This window comes from Sphingomonas sp., assembly GCF_041661825.1.
Taxonomy (GTDB): Bacteria; Pseudomonadota; Alphaproteobacteria; order Sphingomonadales; family Sphingomonadaceae; genus Sphingomonas.
The window spans coordinates 233,077-255,176 of record NZ_JBAZTU010000002.1; the positions used below are offsets into that span (position 1 = coordinate 233,077).

At 67.0% G+C, this 22,100-nt stretch carries 18 protein-coding genes and 1 pseudogene; 12 read left to right on the top strand and 7 right to left on the bottom strand.

Annotated features, from left to right (window positions below; translation table 11 throughout):
• Window positions 1-256: 256 nt before the first annotated feature.
• The gene (gene tpiA, locus WC729_RS08190) at window positions 257-1,006 is read right to left on the bottom strand and encodes a triose-phosphate isomerase (protein ID WP_372851464.1); all 750 of its coding nucleotides are present in this window, start codon (window positions 1,004-1,006) and stop codon (window positions 257-259) included.
• A gap of 135 nt (window positions 1,007-1,141) precedes the next feature.
• Between tpiA and WC729_RS08195 the strand changes: the two genes are divergently transcribed.
• Together WC729_RS08195 and trpE are read left to right on the top strand one after the other, a co-directional pair.
• Window positions 1,142-3,082, top strand: coding sequence for a peptidyl-prolyl cis-trans isomerase (locus WC729_RS08195; protein WP_372851466.1), 1,941 nt, complete (start codon window positions 1,142-1,144; stop codon window positions 3,080-3,082).
• Between the two features lie 16 nt (window positions 3,083-3,098).
• The gene (gene trpE, locus WC729_RS08200) at window positions 3,099-4,598 is read left to right on the top strand and encodes an anthranilate synthase component I (protein WP_372851468.1); all 1,500 of its coding nucleotides are present in this window, start codon (window positions 3,099-3,101) and stop codon (window positions 4,596-4,598) included.
• Window positions 4,599-4,637: 39 nt separating this feature from the next.
• On the opposite strand, the gene WC729_RS08205 is transcribed toward trpE, so the two are convergent.
• Window positions 4,638-5,045, bottom strand: coding sequence for a hypothetical protein (locus tag WC729_RS08205; RefSeq protein WP_372851470.1), 408 nt, complete (start codon window positions 5,043-5,045; stop codon window positions 4,638-4,640).
• Window positions 5,046-5,282: 237 nt separating this feature from the next.
• On the opposite strand from WC729_RS08205, the gene WC729_RS08210 reads away from it, so the two are divergent.
• The 4 genes from WC729_RS08210 to moaC all read left to right on the top strand — a co-directional run bounded on the left by WC729_RS08210 (window position 5,283) and on the right by moaC (window position 8,347).
• The gene (locus WC729_RS08210; protein ID WP_372851472.1) at window positions 5,283-5,867 is read left to right on the top strand and encodes an aminodeoxychorismate/anthranilate synthase component II; all 585 of its coding nucleotides are present in this window, start codon (window positions 5,283-5,285) and stop codon (window positions 5,865-5,867) included.
• Window positions 5,864-6,859 carry an anthranilate phosphoribosyltransferase gene (gene trpD, locus WC729_RS08215; RefSeq protein WP_372851474.1) on the top strand — a complete coding sequence of 332 codons (996 nt, stop codon included), beginning with the start codon at window positions 5,864-5,866 and terminating at the stop codon, window positions 6,857-6,859. The genes WC729_RS08210 and trpD overlap by 4 nt, the downstream gene beginning before the upstream one ends.
• Window positions 6,856-7,641, top strand: a complete 786-nt coding sequence (gene trpC / locus WC729_RS08220; RefSeq protein ID WP_372851476.1) for an indole-3-glycerol phosphate synthase TrpC — start codon at window positions 6,856-6,858, stop codon at window positions 7,639-7,641. Before trpD ends, trpC begins: the two co-directional genes overlap by 4 nt.
• 238 nt (window positions 7,642-7,879) lie before the next feature.
• Complete coding sequence (gene moaC, locus WC729_RS08225) at window positions 7,880-8,347, top strand: cyclic pyranopterin monophosphate synthase MoaC (protein WP_372851478.1); 468 nt, start codon at window positions 7,880-7,882, stop codon at window positions 8,345-8,347.
• A gap of 73 nt (window positions 8,348-8,420) precedes the next feature.
• On the opposite strand, the gene WC729_RS08230 is transcribed toward moaC, so the two are convergent.
• The gene (locus tag WC729_RS08230; protein ID WP_372851480.1) at window positions 8,421-9,002 is read right to left on the bottom strand and encodes a DUF1989 domain-containing protein; all 582 of its coding nucleotides are present in this window, start codon (window positions 9,000-9,002) and stop codon (window positions 8,421-8,423) included.
• Window positions 9,003-9,090: 88 nt separating this feature from the next.
• Here WC729_RS08230 and WC729_RS08235 point away from each other — a divergent pair, with 88 nt between their 5' ends.
• Genes WC729_RS08235 through WC729_RS08245 form a run of 3 tightly spaced genes read left to right on the top strand, consistent with a single transcriptional unit; the run spans window position 9,091 to window position 10,861 of the window.
• Window positions 9,091-10,005, top strand: a complete 915-nt coding sequence (locus tag WC729_RS08235; protein ID WP_372851482.1) for a LysR family transcriptional regulator — start codon at window positions 9,091-9,093, stop codon at window positions 10,003-10,005.
• A gap of 39 nt (window positions 10,006-10,044) precedes the next feature.
• On the top strand, window positions 10,045-10,401 hold the full coding sequence (locus tag WC729_RS08240; protein ID WP_372851484.1) for an ArsR/SmtB family transcription factor: 357 nt from the start codon (window positions 10,045-10,047) through the stop codon (window positions 10,399-10,401).
• On the top strand, window positions 10,385-10,861 hold the full coding sequence (locus WC729_RS08245) for an SRPBCC domain-containing protein (protein ID WP_372851486.1): 477 nt from the start codon (window positions 10,385-10,387) through the stop codon (window positions 10,859-10,861). The genes WC729_RS08240 and WC729_RS08245 overlap by 17 nt, the downstream gene beginning before the upstream one ends.
• Window positions 10,862-10,923: 62 nt before the next feature.
• On the opposite strand, the gene WC729_RS08250 is transcribed toward WC729_RS08245, so the two are convergent.
• The 3 genes from WC729_RS08250 to WC729_RS08260 all read right to left on the bottom strand — a co-directional run bounded on the left by WC729_RS08250 (window position 10,924) and on the right by WC729_RS08260 (window position 16,342).
• Window positions 10,924-13,236, bottom strand: a complete 2,313-nt coding sequence (locus WC729_RS08250) for a TonB-dependent receptor (RefSeq protein ID WP_372851488.1) — start codon at window positions 13,234-13,236, stop codon at window positions 10,924-10,926.
• A 458-nt stretch (window positions 13,237-13,694) separates the two neighbouring features.
• A complete protein-coding gene (locus WC729_RS08255; protein ID WP_372851490.1) occupies window positions 13,695-14,966 on the bottom strand; it encodes an amidohydrolase family protein in 1,272 nt (423 codons plus the stop codon).
• A gap of 62 nt (window positions 14,967-15,028) precedes the next feature.
• The gene (locus WC729_RS08260; protein ID WP_372851492.1) at window positions 15,029-16,342 is read right to left on the bottom strand and encodes a sugar MFS transporter; all 1,314 of its coding nucleotides are present in this window, start codon (window positions 16,340-16,342) and stop codon (window positions 15,029-15,031) included.
• A gap of 167 nt (window positions 16,343-16,509) precedes the next feature.
• On the opposite strand from WC729_RS08260, the gene WC729_RS08265 reads away from it, so the two are divergent.
• On the top strand, window positions 16,510-17,700 hold the full coding sequence (locus WC729_RS08265; protein WP_372851494.1) for a molybdopterin molybdotransferase MoeA: 1,191 nt from the start codon (window positions 16,510-16,512) through the stop codon (window positions 17,698-17,700).
• 56 nt (window positions 17,701-17,756) lie between these two features.
• Window positions 17,757-18,434: a transcriptional repressor LexA gene (gene lexA, locus WC729_RS08270; RefSeq protein ID WP_372851496.1), complete on the top strand. Its 678-nt coding sequence runs from the start codon at window positions 17,757-17,759 to the stop codon at window positions 18,432-18,434.
• On the opposite strand, the pseudogene WC729_RS08275 reads toward lexA, so the two are convergent.
• Window positions 18,406-20,616 (bottom strand): annotated as a pseudogene (locus tag WC729_RS08275) (ComEC/Rec2 family competence protein); the annotation flags it as partial. The gene lexA and the pseudogene WC729_RS08275 sit on opposite strands and share 29 nt — an antisense overlap.
• Window positions 20,617-20,644: 28 nt before the next feature.
• On the opposite strand from WC729_RS08275, the gene gltX reads away from it, so the two are divergent.
• Window positions 20,645-22,090 (top strand): glutamate--tRNA ligase, encoded by a 1,446-nt coding sequence (gene gltX, locus WC729_RS08280; RefSeq protein ID WP_372851498.1) that lies wholly within the window; start codon window positions 20,645-20,647, stop codon window positions 22,088-22,090.
• Window positions 22,091-22,100 lie beyond the last annotated feature (10 nt).

Sequence of the window (22,100 nt, forward strand, 5' to 3'; positions counted from 1 at the left end):
ATCTCACCGCACCTATTCGCAAGTAAAGCCGACACTAATACTGATAGGGGTCGCGAAATTCGGCAAGAACGCGCCAAATTTCCTTGCCGCACCTTTTCGTACCCGGCGCCACGGCTCACGCCGATCTATAGTATCGAATATTCCGATCCCGCCGCAGGCCGCAAGTACCGTCGCGATTCGGCCCTCTCGCAGGTGGGTCGCGAAAATCAGCGACTATTGCCGGGTGCATGCAGCTTCCAACACGGATATTTCGCCTTTACTTCAGCGCCGCGCCCGCCTCGATAATCGGCACGAACTTCGCCGCGGTCAGGCTCGCGCCCCCAACCAGCGCGCCGTCGACATCGCCCGCCCCCAGCAGCTCCGCCGCATTGTCGCCCGTCACCGACCCGCCGTACAATATCCGCACCGCCTCCGCCTCGGCCCCGATCAGCGCGCGCAACCGCGCCCGGATCGCGCCGTGCATCGCGGCGACGTCGCCCACCGTCGGCGTACGCCCGGTGCCGATCGCCCAGACCGGCTCGTACGCGATCGACAGCCAGCCGGCCGCCGCGCCCGCGGGCAGCGAGGCGGCGAGCTGGCCCGTCACCACCTCCTCCGCCCGGCCGGCGTCGCGCTCGGCCAGCGTCTCGCCGACACACAGGATCGCGCTCAGCCCGCCGCGGTGCAGCGCCTCGGCCTTGGCCTTCACTTCTGCGTCGGTCTCGTGGCAGTCCGCGCGGCGCTCGCTATGGCCGACGATCGAGAAGACCGCGCCCGCTTCCTTCACCAGCGCGACCGAGATGCAGCCGGTATGGGCGCCCTTGTCCGCCGGGTGCACGTCCTGCGCGCCGATCGCGAAGCCCGGCACGCGGGCGGCAGCGGCAGCGATCAGGGTCGCCGGCACGGCGATGGCGACATCCACGCCGGGCGCCGCCACGGCGGCCGCGGCGATGCCGTCCAGCTCGGCCAGCGCGGCCAGGCTGCCGTTCATCTTCCAATTGCCTGCGATCAGCCTGCGTCGTGCCAAAGCCCCGTCTCCCGATGTGCTGGCGCAGCCGATAACGCGCGTTCAGAATCGCACAAGCTTGAAGGAGCGGGTCGCTCCCCGTAAAGCGTCGCAGTTCGTTTCCTGTCAGCCCCCATAGATCGGCTCTTCTCGACCATGCTCAGTCTCATCCGCCGCGCCGTCAATTCGAAGGTGGGTGTCGTCATCACCCTCGGCGTGCTTGCCGTGATCGCACTCATGTTCGGCATGGGCGACATCACCGGCCTGGGCGGCAGCGGGCGCGTGTCGGGCGATTCGGTCGTGAAGGTCGGCAAGATGGAGATCAGCGAGATCGCGCTGCGCGAACGCGCCCAGAACCAGCTGGACGCCCTGCGCCGCGAGCAGCCCACGATCGACATGGTCCAGTTCGTCAACCAGGGCGGGCTGGATTCCACGCTCAACCGCAGCATCGATATCCTGGCGTTCCAGGAATTCGCGCAGCGCCAGGGCCTGGTCGCGTCGAAGCGCCTGATCGACGGCCGGATCGCCAGCCTGCCCGGCGTACGCGGGTTCGACGGCAACTTCAGCCAGTCGGCCTATGAGCAGTTCCTTGCGCGCAACCGCCTGACGGACAAGCAGGTGCGTTCCGACCTGCTGAGCGAGACGATGGCGCAGTTCGTGGTCGTGCCCGCCTCCGAAGGCTATGTCTCGGTCAAGGTCGCCACGCCCTTCGCCTCGCTGCTGCTGGAAAAGCGCGACGGGCAGGTCGCCTTCATTCCCACACCCGCCATGGGCAAGGGCGCGCCGCCCACCGATGCGGAGCTCGCCGCCTTCTACAAGCGCAACCTCGCCCGCTACACCGTGCCGGAGCGCCGCATCGTGCGCTACGCAACGGTGACGATGGACGCCATCAAGGCCAGCGCGATCCCGACCGAGGCGGAGATCGCCAAGGGCTATGAGCTGCAAAAGAAGAAGTTCCAGGCGACCGAGAAGCGCGACATCGTGCAGGTCGTCGTGCCGGGCCAGGCAGCGGCCAATGCGCTGGTGGCCAAGGCGAAGACCGGCTCGCTCGAGGAAGCCGCCCGCGCCGGCGGGTTCGAGCCGAACACGCTGAAGGGCGCCGAGAAGCCCGCCTATACCACCGCCAATTCACCCGAGATCGCCAATGCCGCTTTCGCCGCCGCGAAGGGCGCCGTGCTTGGGCCATTCCGCACCGCGCTCGGCTTCACCGTGCTGCGAGTCGACGGGATCGAGAAGGTCGAAGCGAAGTCGCTCGAACAGGCCCGGCCCGAGCTGATCGCGCAGATCAGCGCCGAAAAGGCGGTGGCCCTGATGCAGACCAGGCGCGACGCGATCGACAATGCGATCGGCAACGGCTCGACCTTCGACGAGATCATTGCCGACCAGAAGCTCACCGCCGCCAATTCCGTCCCGCTTACCGCGGCGGGCCTCAACCCCGACGATCCCGCGTCCAAGCCCGATCCCGCCTTTGCCCAGGCGCTGATTGCCGCCTTCGCCGCCGAGCAGGGCGACGATCCGCAGCTCGTGCCGGCCGGCGAGGACGGCAGCTTCTCGGTGGTGTCGCTCGCCCGCGTGGTGCCCGCGGCACCCCGCCAGCTCGCCCAGATCCGCGAGAAGATCGCCAGCGACTTCGTCATCGACCGCGCGCAGCGCCTGGCGCGCCAGGCGGCTGTCGAGGTCACCGCGCGCGTTAACAAGGGCATGCCGCTCGCCCAGTCCATCGCCGAGACCAAGCTGGGCATCCCCGGGCCGCAGCCGGTCCCCCCCATCGCGCGCGGGCAGATCGAGAATGCCGGGGCCCAGGTGCCGCCGGCGATCACGCTGATGTTCAGCATGACCGAGAAGAAGGCGCGCATGATCGAGGCGCCCAACAAGAGCGGCTGGCTCATCGTCTATCTGAACCATATCGAGCGCGGCAACGCGGCGGGCCAGAAGCCCGTGATCGACCGCGCCCGCGCCCAGATCGGCCAGACGATCGGCCGCGAATATATCCAGCAGCTCACCGAGGCAGTGCGCCGTTCGGTCGGCGTGAAGAAGAACGACAAGGCGATCGGCGTGGTCCGCGCGGCGCTCACCGGCCAGGGCGGCTCCAATTAATCCTGGGGCTTCCGCGATGACTGGGGCCGCAATCTCCGCCCTCGCGGCGGGGAAGCCGGCGCTCGTCTGGCGCCGCCAGATCGCCGACACCGAAACCCCGGTCGCGGCGGCGCTCAAGCTGATCGAGCCGGGCCGGGGCGATTTCCTGCTCGAATCGGTCGAAGGCGGCGCGACGCGCGGCCGGCACAGCCTGATCGGCCTCGCCCCCGACCTGGTGTTCCGCGCGGAAGGGGCGCGTGCCGAGATCAACCGTCACTGGCTGACCGACAAGGCAGCGTTCGAGCCGTGCGCGGCGCCGACGTTGGAGGCGTTGCGCGCGCTGGTCGCGACCTGCCGCATGGACGTGCCGCCCGAGCTGCCCCCGGCGCTGGCCTGCCTGGTCGGCTATTTCGGCTATGAGACGGTCGGGCTGGTCGAAAAGCTCGATCGCCCGGCGAACGATCCGCTTGGCCTGCCCGACATGATGTTCGTGCGCCCGACGGTGGTGCTGATCTTCGACCGGCTGGCCGACGCGCTGTTCCTCGTCGCGCCCGTCTGGCCAGATGCGTCGCGCCAGCCGGGCGCGATCGTCGCCGAGGCGCAGGACCGGATCGACGCGGTCGCAGCCCGCCTCGCCACCGCCGCGCTCCCCGCGCCGGTGCGCGCGGTCGACCTTGCCGAGATCGCGCTCACGCCGGTGCTGCCCGAGGGGCGCTATGCCGAGATGGTCGCGCGCGCCAAGGACTATATCGTCGCGGGCGATATCTTCCAGGTCGTGCTCGCCCAGCGCTTTACTGCGCCCTTCGCGCTGCCCGCGTTCGAGCTCTATCGTGCGCTGCGCCGGATCAACCCGTCGCCCTTCCTTTACCATCTCGACCTGCCCGGCTTCGCGCTGACCGGGTCGAGCCCCGAGATCCTGGTGCGCGTGCGCGACGGCGAGGTCACCATCCGCCCGATCGCCGGCACCCGGCCGCGCGGCAAGACGGCGGCCGAGGACGAGGTCAACCGCCAGAGCCTGCTCGCCGACCCAAAGGAACGCGCCGAGCATCTGATGCTGCTCGATCTCGGCCGCAACGATGTCGGCCGTGTCGCGGAGGCGGGTTCAGTCAAGGTGACGGCGAGCTACACCACCGAACTCTACAGCCATGTCATGCACATCGTGTCGAACGTGGTCGGGCGGCTCGACAAGAATCACGACGCGCTCGATGCGCTGTTCGCGGGCTTCCCGGCGGGCACCGTCAGCGGCGCGCCGAAAGTGCGCGCCTGCGGCGTGATCGCGGAGCTGGAGCAGGAAGTGCGCGGCGCCTATGCCGGCGGGGTCGGTTATTTCTCGCCCGACGGATCGATGGACAGCTGCATCGTGTTGCGCACCGCGGTGGTGAAGGACGGCGTCATGCACGTCCAGGCCGGCGCCGGCATCGTCGCCGACAGCGACCCCGCGTACGAGCAGCGCGAATGCGAAGCCAAGGCGGGCGCGCTTCTCGCGGCGGCGCGCGAAGCGGTGGCGCAGGCCTCGTCAGTGGGGTTCGGGCAATAACCCTTCCTCACCCCTCCCTTTCAGGGAGGGAAACAAGGATCAGGGAACGACGCTCTCCTGGCGCTTCTTCTCGGCCCGCTCGGCCGCGAATTGCTGGTTCATCTTCAGCGCGCAACCCGTCTGGCCGCCCGACCCGACCGGCGAGCAGGTATCGGGCAAGCCGCCCGCCTCGCGCCCGACTTCGTCGAGCGTGGCGGCACGATTGACCCAGCTGTTGGTCGCCGCACTCTTCTTGGTCTCGCGCAGCGCCTTCGGGATGCGATAGGGCTCCTCGAGCGTGCTGCACACCACGACTTCGCCATCGACCGGCTTGGGACATGATTCAGCGCCGGTCAGCGTCACGTTGCGAATGCGCTCGGGCGGCTTGCCGGATTCGGCCTGCTGGTCCTGCGCGCTCGCCACACCGGGAAGCATGAACAAGGCGGCAATGGCGATGGTACGAAACATAAGGGCGACCTCCTGGGCGGTATCAACGTCCGCGACTGGCGATTGCTCCACCCTGAATGGAGCGGCAATTGGCCATAATCTAGGTACGATAAAGGCATAGCGCTATGCTTCGTAACGCATACCTTGGTGCGATAGCCCGATTTCGGAGGCGCCCCGTCCCGGCGACAAGCAAAAGCACGGCCGCCCCAAGATCGGGCCGATTGTGGTTGCCCTGCAAAAGCGTTAGCGCCCTCGCGCATGATCCTCGTCATCGACAATTACGACAGCTTCACCTGGAACCTGGTCCATTATCTGATGGAGCTGGGCGCCGAAGTGAAGGTGGTACGCAACGACGCCCTCACCGCGCGCGAGGCGATCGAGAGCAACGCGCAAGGGTTCCTGATCTCGCCCGGTCCCTGCACGCCGAACGAGGCGGGCATCAGCCTCGACCTCGTCGCGGCGTGTGCGCAGGCGGAAAAGCCGCTGCTGGGCGTGTGTCTCGGCCATCAGGCGATCGGCCAGCATTTCGGGGGCCAGGTCGTGCGCGGGGGGCTGATGCACGGCAAGACCTCGCCCGTCTCGCACGATGGCACCGGCCTGTTCGAAGGCCTGCCCTCGCCCTTCACCGCGACCCGCTATCACTCGCTGATCGTCGAGGACATTCCCGCCGACCTGATCGTCAACGCGACCGCCGACGACGGATCGGTGATGGGCTTCCGCCACGCGACCCTGCCGATCCACGGGGTGCAGTTCCACCCGGAGAGCATCGCGACCGAACATGGCCATGCGCTGCTGGCGAATTTCGTGCGGCTTGCGGGTATCGACGTGAAGGCGCTGGCTTGACCGTCTTCACCCCGCTCCCCGACCCCTCCACGCCGCTTTCCCACGAAAGCGCGGCGCAGGCGTTTGCCGACATCCTCGACGCGAAGACCTCGGAAGAGGCGATCGCCGAATTCCTCATCGCGCTCAGCGACCGGGGCGAGACCAGCATCGAGATCGCCGAGGCCGCCAAGGCGCTGCGCGCCCGCCTGATCCCGATCGACGCGCCGCACGGCGCGATCGACGTGTGCGGCACCGGCGGCGACGGGCACCACACGCTCAACGTCTCCACCGCCGTCTCAATCATCGTCGCGGGCTGCGGCGTGCCGGTCGCCAAGCATGGCAACCGTGCCGCGTCGAGCAAGGCCGGCGCCGCCGACACGCTCGAAGCGCTCGGCCTGAACATGGAACGCGCCGGCCTGAATGCCGAGGCGAGCCTGCGCGATATCGGCATCGCCTTCCTGTTCGCGGCCAACCATCACCCGGTGATGAAGCGCATCACGCCGATCCGCCGCCATATCGGCCGCCGCACCATCTTCAACCTGATGGGGCCGCTCGCCAATCCGGCACACGTCACGCGCCAGTTGATCGGCATCGCCCGCCCCGATTATGCCGCACCCTATGCCCAGGCGCTGGAGCAGCTCGGCACCGAGGCGGCGTTGGTCGTGTCGGGCGAGGAAGGCCTGGACGAAGTCTCCGGCGCCGGCCCGACCATCACGGTCAGCGTCGGCAGCCTCTCGATGCCGACGCGCATCGTCCCGGAGGATGCGGGCCTGCCCCGCCACGCCATCGCGGCGATCCGCGGCGGCGACCCGGAATACAATGCCGCGGCGCTGCGCCGCCTGCTCGCCGGCGAGCAGGGCGGATACCGCGACGCCGTCCTGCTCAACTCGGCTGCCGCGCTGATGGTCGCGGGCAAGGCCGCCGACCTGGTCGAAGGCGCGGCGCTCGCCGCAGAGGCGATCGATTCCGGCGCGGCCAACGCCCTGCTCGATCGCTGGATCGCTTACCCATGACCGATATCCTCGAACGTATCCTCGAAACCAAGCGCGCCGAAGTCGCCGCGCGCAAGGCGACCATGCCGCTGTCGGAGATCGACGCCTGCATCGAACGCCAGTCGAAGCCGCGCGGCTTCCGCGCCGCGCTCGACGCAAAGGCGAAGACCGGCCATGCGCTGATCGCCGAGATCAAGAAGGCGAGCCCTTCGAAAGGCCTGATCCGCGCCGATTTCGATCCCCCGGCCCATGCCCGCGCCTATGAGGCCGGCGGCGCGGCGTGCCTCTCGGTGCTGACCGACGAGCCCTGGTTCCAGGGCGCTGACGCCTATCTCACCGCGGCGCGCGACGCCTGCAGCCTGCCGGTGCTGCGCAAGGATTTCATGGTCGATCCGTGGCAGGTCCCCGAATCCCGCGCGATCGGGGCGGATGCGATCCTGCTGATCATGGCCGCGCTCGACGACGGGCTGCTTGCCGAGATCGAGGCAAGTGCGATCGACTGCGGCATGGACGTGCTGGTCGAGGTGCACGACGCGAAGGAGCTCGAGCGCGCGCTGAAGCTCAAGTCGCGGCTGATCGGGGTCAACAACCGCAATTTGCGCGATTTCAGCGTCGATTTCGACAACACCTATCGCCTGATCGGCAAGGCGCCGGCGGACTGCACCTTCGTCGCGGAAAGCGGCCTCACCATCCGCGCGGATCTCGACCAGATGGCGGAACACGGCGTGCACTGCTTCCTGATCGGCGAGGCGCTGATGCGCCAGCATGATGTCGAGGCGGCGACGCGGGCCCTGGTAGGGTAGCCGGATCGCGAGATTTTCGCGCCCCCTTCCCCTCCGTCATGCCGGACTTGTTCCGGCATCCATGTCTCCGCAAGAGCTGCCGCCGGTGCGTGTGCGGAGCCATGGACCCCGGAACAAGTCCGGGGTGACGGTCAGTGTACTTGGCAAAGCGGGTGAATCAGGGAGCAAAGACCCGATTTTCCTTCCGTTCGTTTCGAGCGTAGTCGAGAAACAGGGCGTGCAGAATGATCGGCGGAAGATGACCAACCTAACCCATCTCGACGACACCGGCGCGGCGCACATGGTCGACGTCTCGGGCAAACCCGTCACCGCCCGCGAAGCCAGGGCCACCGGCCGCATCGACATGTCGCCCGAAGCCGCCGCCGCCATCCGCGACGGCACCGCGCTCAAAGGCGATGTCCTGGCCGTCGCTCGCGTCGCGGGCATCATGGCCGCCAAGCGCACCGCTGAGCTGATCCCGCTCTGCCATCCCCTGCCCCTCACCCGTGTCGCCATCGACCTGGTCGTGGACGAAACCGGCGTGACCGCCACCGCCACCGCCGCGACCGAGGGCAAGACGGGCGTCGAGATGGAAGCGCTCACTGCCGTCTCGGTCACGCTGCTGACGATCTACGACATGGCCAAGGCGATCGACAAAGGCATGACGATCGGCGGCGTCCGCCTGCTGACCAAGACCGGCGGTAAATCAGGCGATTGGAGGGCCTGATTCCATCACCGCTGCTTGAACGAAGCCGACACCGGACGCGCCAGCCGCTATGGAAATCAAGCGAGTCCCAAACCTAGAAGACCTCATAGGCCAGCGACCGCGGCATTGCGCCACCATTGCAGGTGACGCCCGGACATGCAGACAGGCCGATGGCAAGGTCCATCTCCGCACGGAATGTCACGGATTTCCCCGGGGATGTCGTCGGGGGCAGAATCGTGAGACCACCGTCGCCCGAGACCCGGGCGTTCATGAAAAAGTTGAACGTGGGTGGCAGCGGGCGGGGATCAACGCCGATGCTCTCGAGCGCCATGCACAGGTTGTCGACGCAGTTCGGATGGTCGCCGACGACATGATATTCGCGCCGATACATTTCGACGCTGCAACTGGCGTAGAGAAAATCATGCTTGCCGACATCGTCCGCGACGATCGTGAGCATGGGGTTGCTGAGGTCCGACCAAAGGACGTTTCCGGTCGAGAGGTAGATCGTGCCCTCATAGTCGAATGACCGACCATTCGAGAGACGCTCTTTCCCATCGGCGGAGAAGGCGACGAGATCACCCGTTTGCCCGCCTTCGCTGTCTATCACCCGCAATTGCTGACCTTCACTCAGCCAAAGCGCTGTGCCGCCCGCGGCGGGGACGATCCCGTTCCTCACTGATCGCCTCCTTCGAATACCCGTTTTTCCGCTATTCTTTCCTTCAGGTCCACTTCACAGATGTAAACGATCATGTAAGAATATCTTGATGTTTGACCTTGCTCGCCTGAGGCTGCTTCGGGAGCTTGCACGTCGCGGAACGATGTCGGCGGTTGCCGAGGCGTTCGGCCAGACGTCCTCCGCGGTCTCGCAGCAGCTCGCGGTGCTCGAGCGCGAGGTCAACGCATCGTTGTTCGAAAGAATAGGCCGTCGCGTTCAGCTCACCGACGAAGGCAAGCGGATGGCAGCTCATGCGGAGGCGATTCTGCAGATTGCGGAAACGGCACGCCTCGACATGGCGACGGACAAGGGATCGCCCAGAGGCGAAGTGGCCATCGCGTGCTTTTCATCCTTTGCGAAGGCCCGCCTCGTACCCGCCATCGTGCGCGCGAAGGCACGGTATCCGGACATTCATGTGGTGGTCCATGAGCTTGAGCCAGCGGATGCTGTCGCTGCGGTTCGCTCGGGCCGCTGCCATCTTGCAATCACCTTCAGCTATAATCTCGTGCCCCGGCCAGGAACCAGGGACCTCGTGGTCGAGCCGCTGCTGGATGAACCGGTGCTGCTTGCCGTGCCGGGCACACCTACCTCTCGACCGCGCGCCGTTCGATTGGAGCAATTCGAGGAAGCCGAGTGGATTGTGGGCTCCCGCCATGCATATGACCGTATACTGCTCGATCGCGCCTGCGCCGTAGCTGGCTTCGCGCCGCGCGTGACCCATGAAGTCGATGATTATGAGCTCATCCTCAGGCTCGTGGCGGCCGGGCTGGGTGTCAGCTTCGTTCCACAACTGGCGGTTCAAACACCTGGGGCTGACTCTGTGGAGTGCAAGATCCCGACAGGCATGACGTTGCGACGTCAAGTTCAGGCCATCACTCGCCCGGCCCTGGTCGACTCGCCGCCCGTTCGTGCCTTGCTTGCAGAACTCGCGGCGAACAGCGAAACCGCGCCTGCCCAACACTAAAGCTATTGCCTAACTATTGTCGTCGCGATAGTTAGGCATATGCTTAACCAACACGATTCGCTCGATCTCGCCTTCAGCGCCCTGGCCGACCGCACGCGCCGGTCGATCGTCGAGCGGCTGTCGCGTGGCGAGGCCTCGGTCAGCGAGCTTGCCCGCCCGCTCGCCATGTCGCTGCCCGCGGTGATGCAGCACCTCTCCCTGCTCGAAAGCTCGGGGCTCGTCCGGTCGGAAAAGATCGGCCGGGTGCGCACCTGCAGCCTCGATACCGCGGCGCTCGGCCAGGCGGAGCAATGGATCCAGCAGCGCCGCGTCGAATGGGATCACCGCCTCGACCGGCTCGGCGACTATCTCGAAACGCTCATGAACAAAGGAGAAGATCATGGCACAAAAGGCTGAAACGGCTGAACCCCTGCGCATCTCGCGCGTCTATCCGGTGCCGCGCGCGCTCGCGTTCGAGGCTTGGAGTACGGCCGAGCATGTGAAGCAATGGTTCGCGCCCGCGGTGTTCACGGTCCCCGAGGCGACCGTCGACATGCGGATCGGCGGCACCTTCGACGTCTGCATGCGCGGGCCGGACGGCACGGAGCATTGGTCGCGTGGGAGCGTGGCCGAGCTCGTACCGGACGAACGGTTGGTACTCGATCTGCGCGCCGAGGGCGGCGACGGGAAATTGCTGTTCAACGCGTGGACCGAGGTGAATTTCTCGGACGAGGCCGGCGGCACGCGGATCGACGTCGTGCAGACCTATGTCTTCGCCGACATGACCTTGGCGCCGATGATGGTCCAGGGCGCGCCGATGGGCTGGAGCCAGACGCTCGACAAGCTGGGCGAGGAACTCGCCCGCATGGCCGGCTGAGCAAATACCGAGCGCCGCCCGTCAGCACCAAGGTGCGACGGGCGGCGATCAGGTCACAGTGCTTAGCGGAACTTGCCGCTCACCGAGATGCCGATGACGCGCGGTTCGTTGAACACCGCCGCCATGTAATTCTCGATCACACCCTTCAGGTTCTTCTCGTTGGTGATGTTGCGGCCGAACAGCGCAACCTCATAGGCCCCGCCCGGCGCGGTGTAACCGACCTTCAGGCCGCCCTCGAAGGTGCCGTCCGAATAGAACTCCTTGGTCTTGTAGAGCACGAAGTTCGTATAGCCCTGCAGGTTCCAGTCAGTGGCGAGGAAGACCTTGCCGCCATTGCCCAGCGGCACATCGTAGCGGCCGTTGAAATTGACGGTATATTCCGGCGCGTTCGGCAGCGGCTGGCCGTCGATCTGCGCAAACACCGCCGGCGACCCGAAGACGGGCACCGTGATCGTCGGGTTCTGCACGGTGCAGACCACCACGCCGTTCAGCGCGCAGACCTGCGCATAGACGCGCTTGTCCTTGATCTCGCTGTGCAGCAGGCTGAGGCCCAGGCCGAGGCTCAAATTGGACGTGGGGCGGAACTCCGCCTCGGCTTCCAGGCCGTATGCCTTGGCCTTGTCCGCATTGAACAGCACGCCGTTGCCGTTGGAATCATTGCCGTTCAGCTGGATGTCGTCGACCGTGTAGGTGAAGGCCGTCGCGTTCAGGCTCAGCATGTTGTTGAACAGCCGGCTCTTGAAGCCAGCTTCCCAGGACAGGATCGTCTCCGAATTCGCCGTGGTGAAGTCCGAATTGAACACGGCCGAACGGCCCTGGATGGTCGGGCCGCGGAAGCCGCGTGCGACGCGGGCATAGAGGCTCAGGTCGGAGCTTGCCTCGTACAGCGCGCTGAAATCCCAGCTCGGCTGCGTGTCCTTCAGCTCGACGAAGCGGCGGCCGGTATAGGTCACGGCGTTCGCCGCGGTGTTGGCCGTCTTCAGCAGCTGGGTGGTCTTCTTGTCCTCGGTCACGCGGCCGCCGGCGGTGAGCGTCAGGCCCGGCAGGATCTTGTAGCTGACCTGGCCGAACGCTGCCCACGAAGTGTTCACGTCATGCAGGCGCACCCAGTTGTTCGGGTTCCGCGCGGCGGTGGTGAGGAAATAGGCGCGCTGGTAGAAATCGGTGATGTCGCGCTGGTCGAAATACATGCCGCCGACCTGCCACTTGAAGGGGTTGTCGCCGTCGCTGGCGAGCCGGACTTCCTGGGTGAGCTGGTCGAGGCTGCGGACATTGCCCTGCGATTCACCGAAGCCGGTGCCGCCGAAATTGGCGGCCGCGCCGCCATCGGTATCGCCGCGGCTATACCCCTGGGTCGTCTCGTACGCGCTGATCGAGGTCAGCACGACGCCGCCGAAATCATAGGCGGCGCGAACCGACTCGCCATAGGTCGTATAGGCCTGCGGGTTGTTCATCGCCTCGTCGAACGCGACCTTGTCGCGCGGCTCGGCATCGACGCTGTTCGAGCCCTTCTTCAGCGCGGCGCGGTGGAACAGGGTCGACGTGCCGTCATAGTCGCGCGCGTGCGCCGAGATATTGACCGAGAAGCGGTCGCCCGGGGTGAAGAGCAGCTGGAGACGGACGTCGCGCTCGTCGAAGCCGCCCATCGCATCCTTCTGCGGCGAGACGGTGCCGTCGGCGCTGACACCGGTGAAAGTGTTGTCGACCCAGTTGTCGCGGTGCTGGTAGAGCGCCGAGACGCGGAACGCGAGCAGGTCCTGAACGATCGGGCCGCCCACGCCGGCATCGGCCGTGATCGTGTTGTAGCTGCCATAGGAGAATTGCCCGCGGCCTTCGAACTGCTGGGTCGGCTTGATCGTGTCGAACTTGATGATGCCCGCCGTGGTGTTGCGGCCGAACAGCGACCCCTGCGGACCGCGCAGCACTTCGGTCTGCGCCACGTCGAACACCGGGTTCGACTTCAGCACGACATGTTCGAGCACGACATCGTCCTGGATGATCGACACCGGCTGCGACGCGCCGAGATAGAAATCGATATTGCCGAGGCCGCGGATGTAGAAGCGCGGGAAGATGCGACCGGTCGTGGTCTCGGCATAGAGGCCGGGCACGCGGCCGGAGAGCGACAGGATGTCGTCGCCGCCGGTCTGGAAGGAGCGCAGCGAATCACCGGTGAGCGCCGTGACCGACAGGGGCGATTTCAGCACCGTCTCGGGGCGCCGCTCCGCCGTCACCACGATGTCGTTCAACCCGGCGTCCGTCGACTCCTGCGCCGCCGGCGCGGCGGCTTCCTGGGCGAAAGCCCCGGTCGAACAGAGCAGCGCGCTGATAGCGGCGCCGAACAGGAGCGAAGATTTGGCAACGGTCGATCTGGACACGGGGAATCCCTTTTAATCTGAACAAGGCGCGCGGCTTTTCCCGAACCGAGACGAACGTCACGGTCCCTCGAATCGTTATCGATTTCGCTGGACGAGCCCCACGGGTCGGGGCCCTAGGCCCGGAATAAGTCCAAGGAATGACAGGGTGATTTCGGTGGCGGAACGATCGGCTCGATTCAACCGGGAAACAATCTGTGCGAGCGGGACGCCGCCGGGAATCCGGCGCTCTTTCTCATCGTAGTCCTGAATGTTGCTGGCTCGGCTAGCGCGTTACAGCGGAAAACTTCGTCTGTTTCGCCAGAATCAGCCGATTTTTTCCTCTGTTATCCGTAACAGGGAAAACGCAGCCTAACGCGCTGGAAACAGGTCGAAAAATCGAGCCGAAAATCCAACATAACAGCGGAAGAAAAAATAATACCGCTGAAACGGCGATACATCCGAGTCGTTGTTGGAAATCCTCAATCCAGCTTGCGGCCGGCGATCCAGACCTGCTCCAGGCTGTGCGTGTTGCGGATATCGGCCAGCGGATTGGCGCCGAGCACCAGCAAATCGGCCTGCCGCCCGGGCCTGAGCGTGCCGACCATGTCGTCGATCCGCATCACCTTGGCGGCACCGCCCGTCGCGGCGACCAGCACCTTCATCGGCGTCAGGCCGGCTTCGACCATCATCTGCATTTCGAGATGCTCGAAATAGCCCTGCCAGCGGCCGGTGGGGGCGCCGGTATCGGTCCCCATCGCGATCTGCACGCCGGCATCGGACAGCAGCTTGAGGTTGCGCTTGGCCTGTTCCAGCGCCGGCTTGATCGCCTGGGCACTGGCGCTCGCCTTCACCCTGGCCTGAGCCTCCGGGTCGAGCAGCGGGGCGAGCGGGGCGCGATAGGCCGCTTCCTTCGTGAAGAAGGGATCGGTCGTGAAATCGGGGGTGGATTCATAGACGAATACCGACAGGTCGCGCGTCAAGGTCGGGATATAACCCACGCCGTTCGCCTTGATCGCGGCGATCAGCGCCGGATCGGCATCGCGGTCGCGGATGCTGTGAGCGAGCAGGTCGGCGCCGGCATCGACCACGCCCTTTGTCTCGTCGGCGGTGAACATATGGACGGCGATGCGCAGCTTCTCGAGATGCGCCTGGTCGATCATCGCGCCATAGACGGCCGGGGTGCGGATCGGCGCGTCGGGTGGCCCTTCCAGCCGGATCTTGATGATGTCGACGTCGCGCGCGGCATTGGCGGTCACATTGGCCCGGCCTTCCTCGGGCGTCTTCGCATTGAGCACTGGCCCCGAGACATAGAGCCGGGCCATGCCGGGCCCGAACGGCGCGGTGCGCAACTCGTCGCGCAGCTTCACCGTCTCCACCCCGTCATCGCCCAGGCTGTAGACGGTGGTGACGCCGTACCGGGCATAAAGCGCGAGTTGGTCCGTGAGCTGCGTGCGCGGCGGCACCGCCGACTTCGCGTCGAAGAACAGATGGCCATGCGCGTTGACGATGCCGGGCATGATCGTCTTGCCGGTCACGTCGATCACCGTGGCGCCGGCGGGGACCCGGGTCCCCGCCTTGGTGCCGACTGCGACGATCTTGCCGTCGGTCACCACCACCACGCCGTTCGCGATCGGCGCCTTGCCGGTGCCGTCGATCACCCGCGCGCCGGTAAAGGCGATCGTCTCGGCCTGGACCGGCGCCAGTGCGACCAGCGACAAAACCCAGAGACCAAGCCCGCTCAACAACCGCATGCTCTTACCTCTTCGCAGCCAAAGCCGGAGCATAGCAGCGCGGCGGCGCTTGGGTAGCGCGGTCAGTCGTCTCCGCCGCCGAGCCGGCGTTTCCGTTCGAGGATGCGCACCACGCCGAAGATCACGAACAACACGACCGGGATCAGCGCCACGACCTGGAAGGAGCGCGTCGCCGCATAGGCCAGCACATCGTTCAGCACCGGCCCCGGCTGCAGCGCGGCGAACGCTGCCTCGCCCCCTGCCCGCTCCAGCTTGGCCTTGTCGTAGATCGCGCCGAGCTTGGGCAGCACCAGCTGGATTGCCATCGCGCCGGCAAAACCGACCAGCCCGATCGTCCAGGGCCCGCCGCGCGGATAGCGATGCGACACCGCCGCAATCATGGTCGGCCACATGAAGGCGACGCCGACCGCCCATACCGTCGCCGCGACCAGAGCGGTGACCGGCGACGAGGCGACGCTCAGCAGATACAGGCCCAAAGCCGCCGGCACGGTGCACAGCCACAACAGCCCCATGTCGGAGACGCGATGCGACAGCACCCCGGCAAAATGCCGCATCACGAACATGATCGCCGAGACATAGACGAGCAGGAGGATGCCCTTCATGCCTACCGTGTGAGTCAGCGCGACATCGACCCAGGACCCCGGCGCCAGCTCGGTCGAAGCGGTCAGGAACATGATCGCGAAGAAGATCCAGAAGGTCGGCCGCTTGAACGGCACCGCGATCATCTCGCCGAACCCGACGCCCAGCGCAGCGCTTTCGGTCGGCGGGAATTTCTGGGTGAGCGTCCACAGGCCGAAGGCGATGCCCGGCACCATGATCAGCGCGATGTCCCAACGCCAGTCGAGCCCGATCTGCCCGACGCCGATGCTCGCCAGCCCGCCGACGACGATGCCCGCCGGCCACCAGGCGTGAAGTACGTTGAGCCGGTGCGTCTTGTCGGTCGGATAGAGCGCCGCCGTCATCGGGTTGATCGAGGCCTCGGTGCAGCCCCAGCCCACGCCGGTAAGCGCCATGCCGAGCGTAACGAGCGTGCCGATGCCGGCGCCGCTACCCATGCTCGGTGCCAGCACCATCAGCAGCGATCCGCCGACAAAGCTGCACGCCGCCAGCAGCAGCACGCGCTTCGCCCCGATCACGTCGAGGAACGGGCTCAACACCAGCAGCGAGAAAGCGAACCCGCTGAACGCCGCACCGAGCGCGCCGCCGATCATCCGGCCCGAATTGGCCGGGTCGATCGGGTCGAACACCGCCTGGCGGATCGCATCCGACGCGGCGGTGCGCATCGAAAAGGCGACCGCGGCGGTGAACAGCGCCAGCACGCAGATCCAGAACAGGGCAGTACGGTTATAGGCGTCAGGCGCCGGTGCTTCGGTCATGCATCTTCCCCCGTGACATAGCCTGCGGCCATGCGAAGCACCCCGCCGACTTGTCGCGGCCGGTCTGCTACCGAAGCGATTGCTATAACACTCGTTTGCAAGATGGTAGCGGTAACTGACGCGCTTGCCGTCTCGACCCCTGCCGCCCCCGCGGATAGGGAAGCAGGATGATCTCCGTCACTGAAGCCCAGGCCCGCCTGTTCGCGCTCGCGCCTCCGATCGAGACGGAGACGGTGCCCCTGCGCGACGCCGCGGGTCGATGGGTGGCGCAGGACATCGTCGCCGTTCGGACTCAACCCGCCAGCGATCTCTCGGCGATGGACGGCTATGCGATCCGCTTCGCCGACCTGCCCGGCCCCTTCACCCTGATCGGCGAAAGCGCGGCTGGCCGGCCCTTTACCGGCAGCGTCGGCGCGATGGAGACGGCGCGCATCTTCACCGGGGCCGCCATGCCATCGGGAGCCGACACCGTGCTGGTGCAGGAAGAGGCACGGCAGGAGGGCGACCTGATCCTGCTCACCGGCGAAGGGCCCAGCGCGAAGGGCAAGAGCGTCCGCCGCAAGGGTCTCGATTTCTCCACCGGCGACCTGCTCATCCCGCAGGGCGCGCGCCTCACCCCGGCGCGCATCGCGGTGGCGGCGACCGGCGGGCACGGCGCCCTCCCCGTCACCCGCCGCCTGCGCGTCGCGATCGTCGCGACCGGCGACGAGCTGGTCGCACCCGGCACCGCGCTGACCGAGGCGGCGCTGACCGAGGCGGCGCTGCCCGAGTCAAACGGCGCGATGCTGGCCGCCCTGCTCGCGGACCTGCCCGTCGAGGTGGCCGACCTGGGCATCCTGCCCGACCGGCTGGACGTAACCACCGCAGCGTTCGCTTCAGTCGATGCCGATATCATCGTTACCACCGGCGGCGCCTCGGTCGGCAATCACGACCTGGTCCGCCCCGCGCTCGAAGCGGCGGGCGGCAGCATCGATTTCTGGCGGATCGCGCTCCGCCCGGGCAAGCCGATGATGGCCGGGCGGCTGGGCGACGCGGTGGTGCTCGGCCTGCCGGGCAACCCGGTCTCGGCCTTCGTCACGGCCTTCCTCTTCCTCCGCCCGCTCATTGCGACCATGGCCGGGGCGCTCGATCCGCTGCCCCGCACCGCCACCGCGATCCTCGGCGAAGACCTGCCAGCCAACGACCAGCGCCAGGATTATCTCCGCGCCGTCACCCGTGACGGCCATGTCTTCGCCGCGTCCATACAGGACAGCTCGATGCTCCTGACGCTGGCGCGCGCCGACTGCCTGATCGTCCGTCCGCCCCACGCACCAGTACTCGGCGCGGGAGAAGTGGTGGAAATCCTTCCATTCGCTTGACACGGCGGCGGAACATTGCATAAACGTTCCCAGTCTGTTCCGACGGAGGAATTGGGATGCTTACCCGCAAGCAGCACGAGCTGATCTGCTTCATCAACGACCGGCTCGAGGCGAGCGGCGTTTCGCCCTCGTTCGAGGAAATGAAGGAGGCGCTCGACCTCAAATCCAAATCGGGCGTCCACCGCCTGATCAGCGCGCTCGAGGAACGCAAGTTCATCCGCCGCCTGCCCAACCGCGCCCGCGCGCTCGAGGTGCTGCGCATGCCGGAGCGGCCCGAGGCAGTGCGCAAGGGCGCTGCTGCCGTTGCCGCACCGACCGGCAATGTGAAGAAAATCCCCGAGCCCGCGAACGACGTGATCGAGATCCCGCTGCACGGCCGAATCGCGGCCGGTGTGCCGATCGAGGCGTTCGAGGGGCAGTCGATGCTCGCGGTGCCCGCCGCGCTGCTCGGCGGCGGCGAGCATTATGCGCTCGAAGTCTCGGGTGACTCGATGGTCGATGCCGGTATTCTCGACGGTGACTATGCGCTTATCCGCCGCGCCGACACCGCGCGCGACGGCGAGATCGTCGTGGCGCTGATCGAGGAGAGCGAGGCGACGCTCAAATATTTCCGCCGGGAGGGCGCGATGATCCGCCTCGACCCGGCGAACCGCGCGTACGATCCCCAGCGTTATTCTCCCGATCAGGTGCGCGTGCAGGGTAAACTCGCCGGCCTGCTCCGCCGCTACGTCTGACCGGTACCGGCGCCGCCACCCGCCAGGGGTGGCGGTCGCCCGGCTGGAGCACGGTGACGACATGGCCAGTGCGCAGCGTCACTGCGACTCCGCCGGTCCTGGCCAGCATGTCGCGGTCGAGCCGTAGCCAGCGCGGGCGGCAGCCGTCGGGCAGCCAGCGTTCACTGACCACGATATCGGCAGTGGCGCATGCCGCGATCAGCTCGCCCGCCGGCACCAGATAAGCGCTCCGCGTCGCCAGGATCCGCCAGGTCCGCTCGCCCGCCTTCTGCTCGACCAGACAGAGATCGCGGCTGCAGCGCGCCTCGGGCTGATCGGAAAGAAACAGGGGCTCGCCGTCGACCCCGCTATTCTCGGCGAGCATGTCGGAGGTGTAGTCGCCGACCCGCTCACGCAACAGCGCCAGTCCGCCCCGCGCCGTGCGGATGGCGACATGCCGGCCGTCGCCGGTAACGAGCAGGTCGGGCGTCGGCGTCGACAGCGCCCAGGCCGCCCCCAATGCAAACGGCACCGCGCCGAGCCTTCGCCAGCGCGTTCGCCAAAGGGCGACCCATAGCCCGCCGAACGCCATCAGCCCGAACGCCCCGCCCGGCATCGCCGGGAGTGCCGCGACCGATCCGGGGATGCTCGCCGTGACATGCGCGATCCACAGCAGCAGGTCGAGCGATCGCGCCGTCAGCCACCACAGAGGCGCGCCGATCCCGGCCAGGTCGAACAACAGCGCCAGCGCCTCGAGCGGCATGACGATGAAGGTCGTCAACGGGATCGCCACGATATTGGCGACCGCGCCATAGATGCCCGCCTTGTGGAAATGGAACAACGCGATCGGGATCAGCGACAGCTCGACGACCACGCCGGTCAGCAGCAGCGACAGCAAGGTCCGCCCGAGTTTCTGCCACCACCTCTGCTCGCGCGGCGCGAACCACGCCTTCACGCGCGGATGCTCGTGCAGCGCGACGATCGCCGCAACCGCCGCGAAGGACAGCTGGAAGCTCGGCCCGGCGAGCGCCTCGGGGAAGAGCAACAACACGATGAAGGCGCCGGCCGCGACCAACCTCAAGGTGATCGCCTCCCGCCCCATCGCCATGGCGATCAGCACCAGCAGCGCCGCGACGCAGGACCGGATGGTGGGAACCTCGGCGCCCGTCAGCCAGGTATAGCCAATCGCCGCCACGGCACCGGCTCCAGCAGCGATGAGCGGCAAGCGGAAGCGAAGCGCCAGCCACGGGCTGAGCGCAAGCAGCCGCAGCACCAGCAGCATCACCGCCCCGACGACCGCAGTGATGTGCAGCCCGCTGACCGACAGGAGATGCGCCAGCCCCGACCGCCGCATCGCTTCGGCATCTTCCTCGGAGATGCCGCCCTGGTCCCCGGTCGCGAGCGCCGCGGCGATCGCCCCGCCGCCGCCCGGTGCGCTTGCCTGGATATGTTTCGACAGCCGTTCGCGCAGGCCAGCACCACTCGACGCCCCCGGGCTGACGATGGCGACCGGCCCGAACCCGCGCCCGGTCGCACCGATTCCGTCGAACCACGCGACCCGGGCATAGTCGTACGCCCCCGGCACCGCCGGCTGGGGCGGCGGCATCAATCGTGCGCCAAGCCGGATCGTCGCGCGCCGCGACAGCCCCGCCGGTACGTCCGCCTCGGCCAGATTGACGCGGACGTGCTGGGGCAGAGTCGGCAGCGGTCGCGTATCCTTGCGTCCTGGACGCGCGGGAACGGCAACGACGCGGATCGGCGTCAGCCGCAACCGAACCAGGTCACGCGACGGCAGCGGCTCGACCCGTTCCACCCGCGCCTCGAAGGTCGCGATCACCGGCCGGGCCAGCACCTGCCCGTCCGAGCTCACCGCCCGCCACCAGATCAGCGCGAGTCCCGCCGCGGCGAGCAGCGACCCAACCGCCACCACGCGCCCCGCCCGTCCGCCTCGTGCAATGGCGACAGCAAACAACGCCACGCCGGCCAGCGCCAGCACCACCGTCCACCACCACGCCGGATCGGGCAGCATGAACCACGCGGCGATCCCCGCCCCGAACGATACCGGCACCCACAGGAAAAGCTGATCGCGCTCCGCCTCGAGCCACAACTCGATCGATGCCTTCACCTTGCGCAACCGATCGCCGGCCACGATTTGAAGCCACGGGGGTCGCGTGCTAGGGGCCTCGGCGGCTGTACTGGCCATCGATTTTCAAGTCTGGGAGCAAGCGCGTTTGGGCGCAAGGTCTGATACCGCGGCGGCCGATACCGGCACGCCCGATACGTCCGCAGTGGTGACGCGCTTCGCGCCGTCGCCCACCGGTTATCTGCATATTGGCGGCGCCCGCACGGCGCTGTTCAACTGGCTGTTTGCGCGCCATCACGGCGGCAAGTTCCTGCTGCGCATCGAGGATACCGATCGCGCCCGCTCGACTCAGCCGGCGATCGACGCGATCCTCAGTTCGATGACCTGGCTCGGCCTCGATTGGGATGGCGACACCGTCTACCAGTTCGAGCGTGCCAAGCGTCACGCCGAAGTCGCCTATCAGATGGTCGAGCAGGGCAACGCCTATCGCTGCTACGCCACGCCCGACGAACTGACCGCGCTGCGCGAGAGCCAGAAGGCCGCGGGCAAACCGATGCGCTATGACGGCCGCTGGCGCGACCGCGACCCTTCCGAGGCGCCCGAGGGCGCACCCTTCGTCGTCCGGCTGAAGGCGCCGAAGGAAGGCGCGACGACCATCGTCGACCGGGTCCAGGGATCCGTCACCGTGCAGAATGAGGAGATCGACGATCTCGTCCTGCTGCGCTCGGACGGCACGCCGACCTATATGCTCGCGGTGGTGGTCGACGATCACGACATGGGCGTCACGCACGTCATCCGCGGCGACGACCATCTCAACAACGCCTTCCGCCAGCTGCCGATCATCAAGGCGATGGGCTGGCCCGTGCCGGTCTACGCACATATTCCGATGATTCACGGCAGCGACGGCGGCAAGCTGTCGAAGCGCCACGGCGCGGTCGGCGTCGAATATTACCGCGACGAGCTCGGCATCCTGCCCGAGGCGCTCGGCAATTATCTGCTCCGGCTCGGCTGGGGTCACGGCGATGACGAGATCATCAGCCGCGAGCAGGCGACTGAGTGGTTCGATCTGGCCGATGTCGGAAAATCACCAAGCAGGTTCGATCTGAAGAAGCTCGAGAACCTGAACGGTCATTATATCCGCAGCAGCGACAATGCGCGGCTGGCCGAGCTGGTAATCCCCCGTCTCGGTTTCGAAATCACCGAATCGCAGGCCGAATTGCTTCAGCGCAGCATGGAATCGCTGAAGCCCCGTGCCGCCAATCTCAACGAGCTTACGACCGGCACGGCCTTTCTTTTTCGCACGCGCCCACTGGAAATGGACGCGGATGCAGCATCGCTCGTCTCGGGCGACGCGCCGGCGTTGCTGGGGCGGCTGCATGCCGCTCTTGACGCGGTTGGCAACTGGGATGCAGAGGCTCTCGAAGACGCGGTCCGCCGGGTCGCGGACGATGCGGGGGTGAAGCTTGGTCAGGTCGCGCAGCCGTTGCGGGCGGCGCTGACCGGGCGCAAGACATCGCCCGGGATCTTCGATGTGCTCGAGCTGCTCGGGCGCGACGAGAGCCTGGGCCGCATCGCCGACCGGATGGCTGCCTGACGGGTTCGAG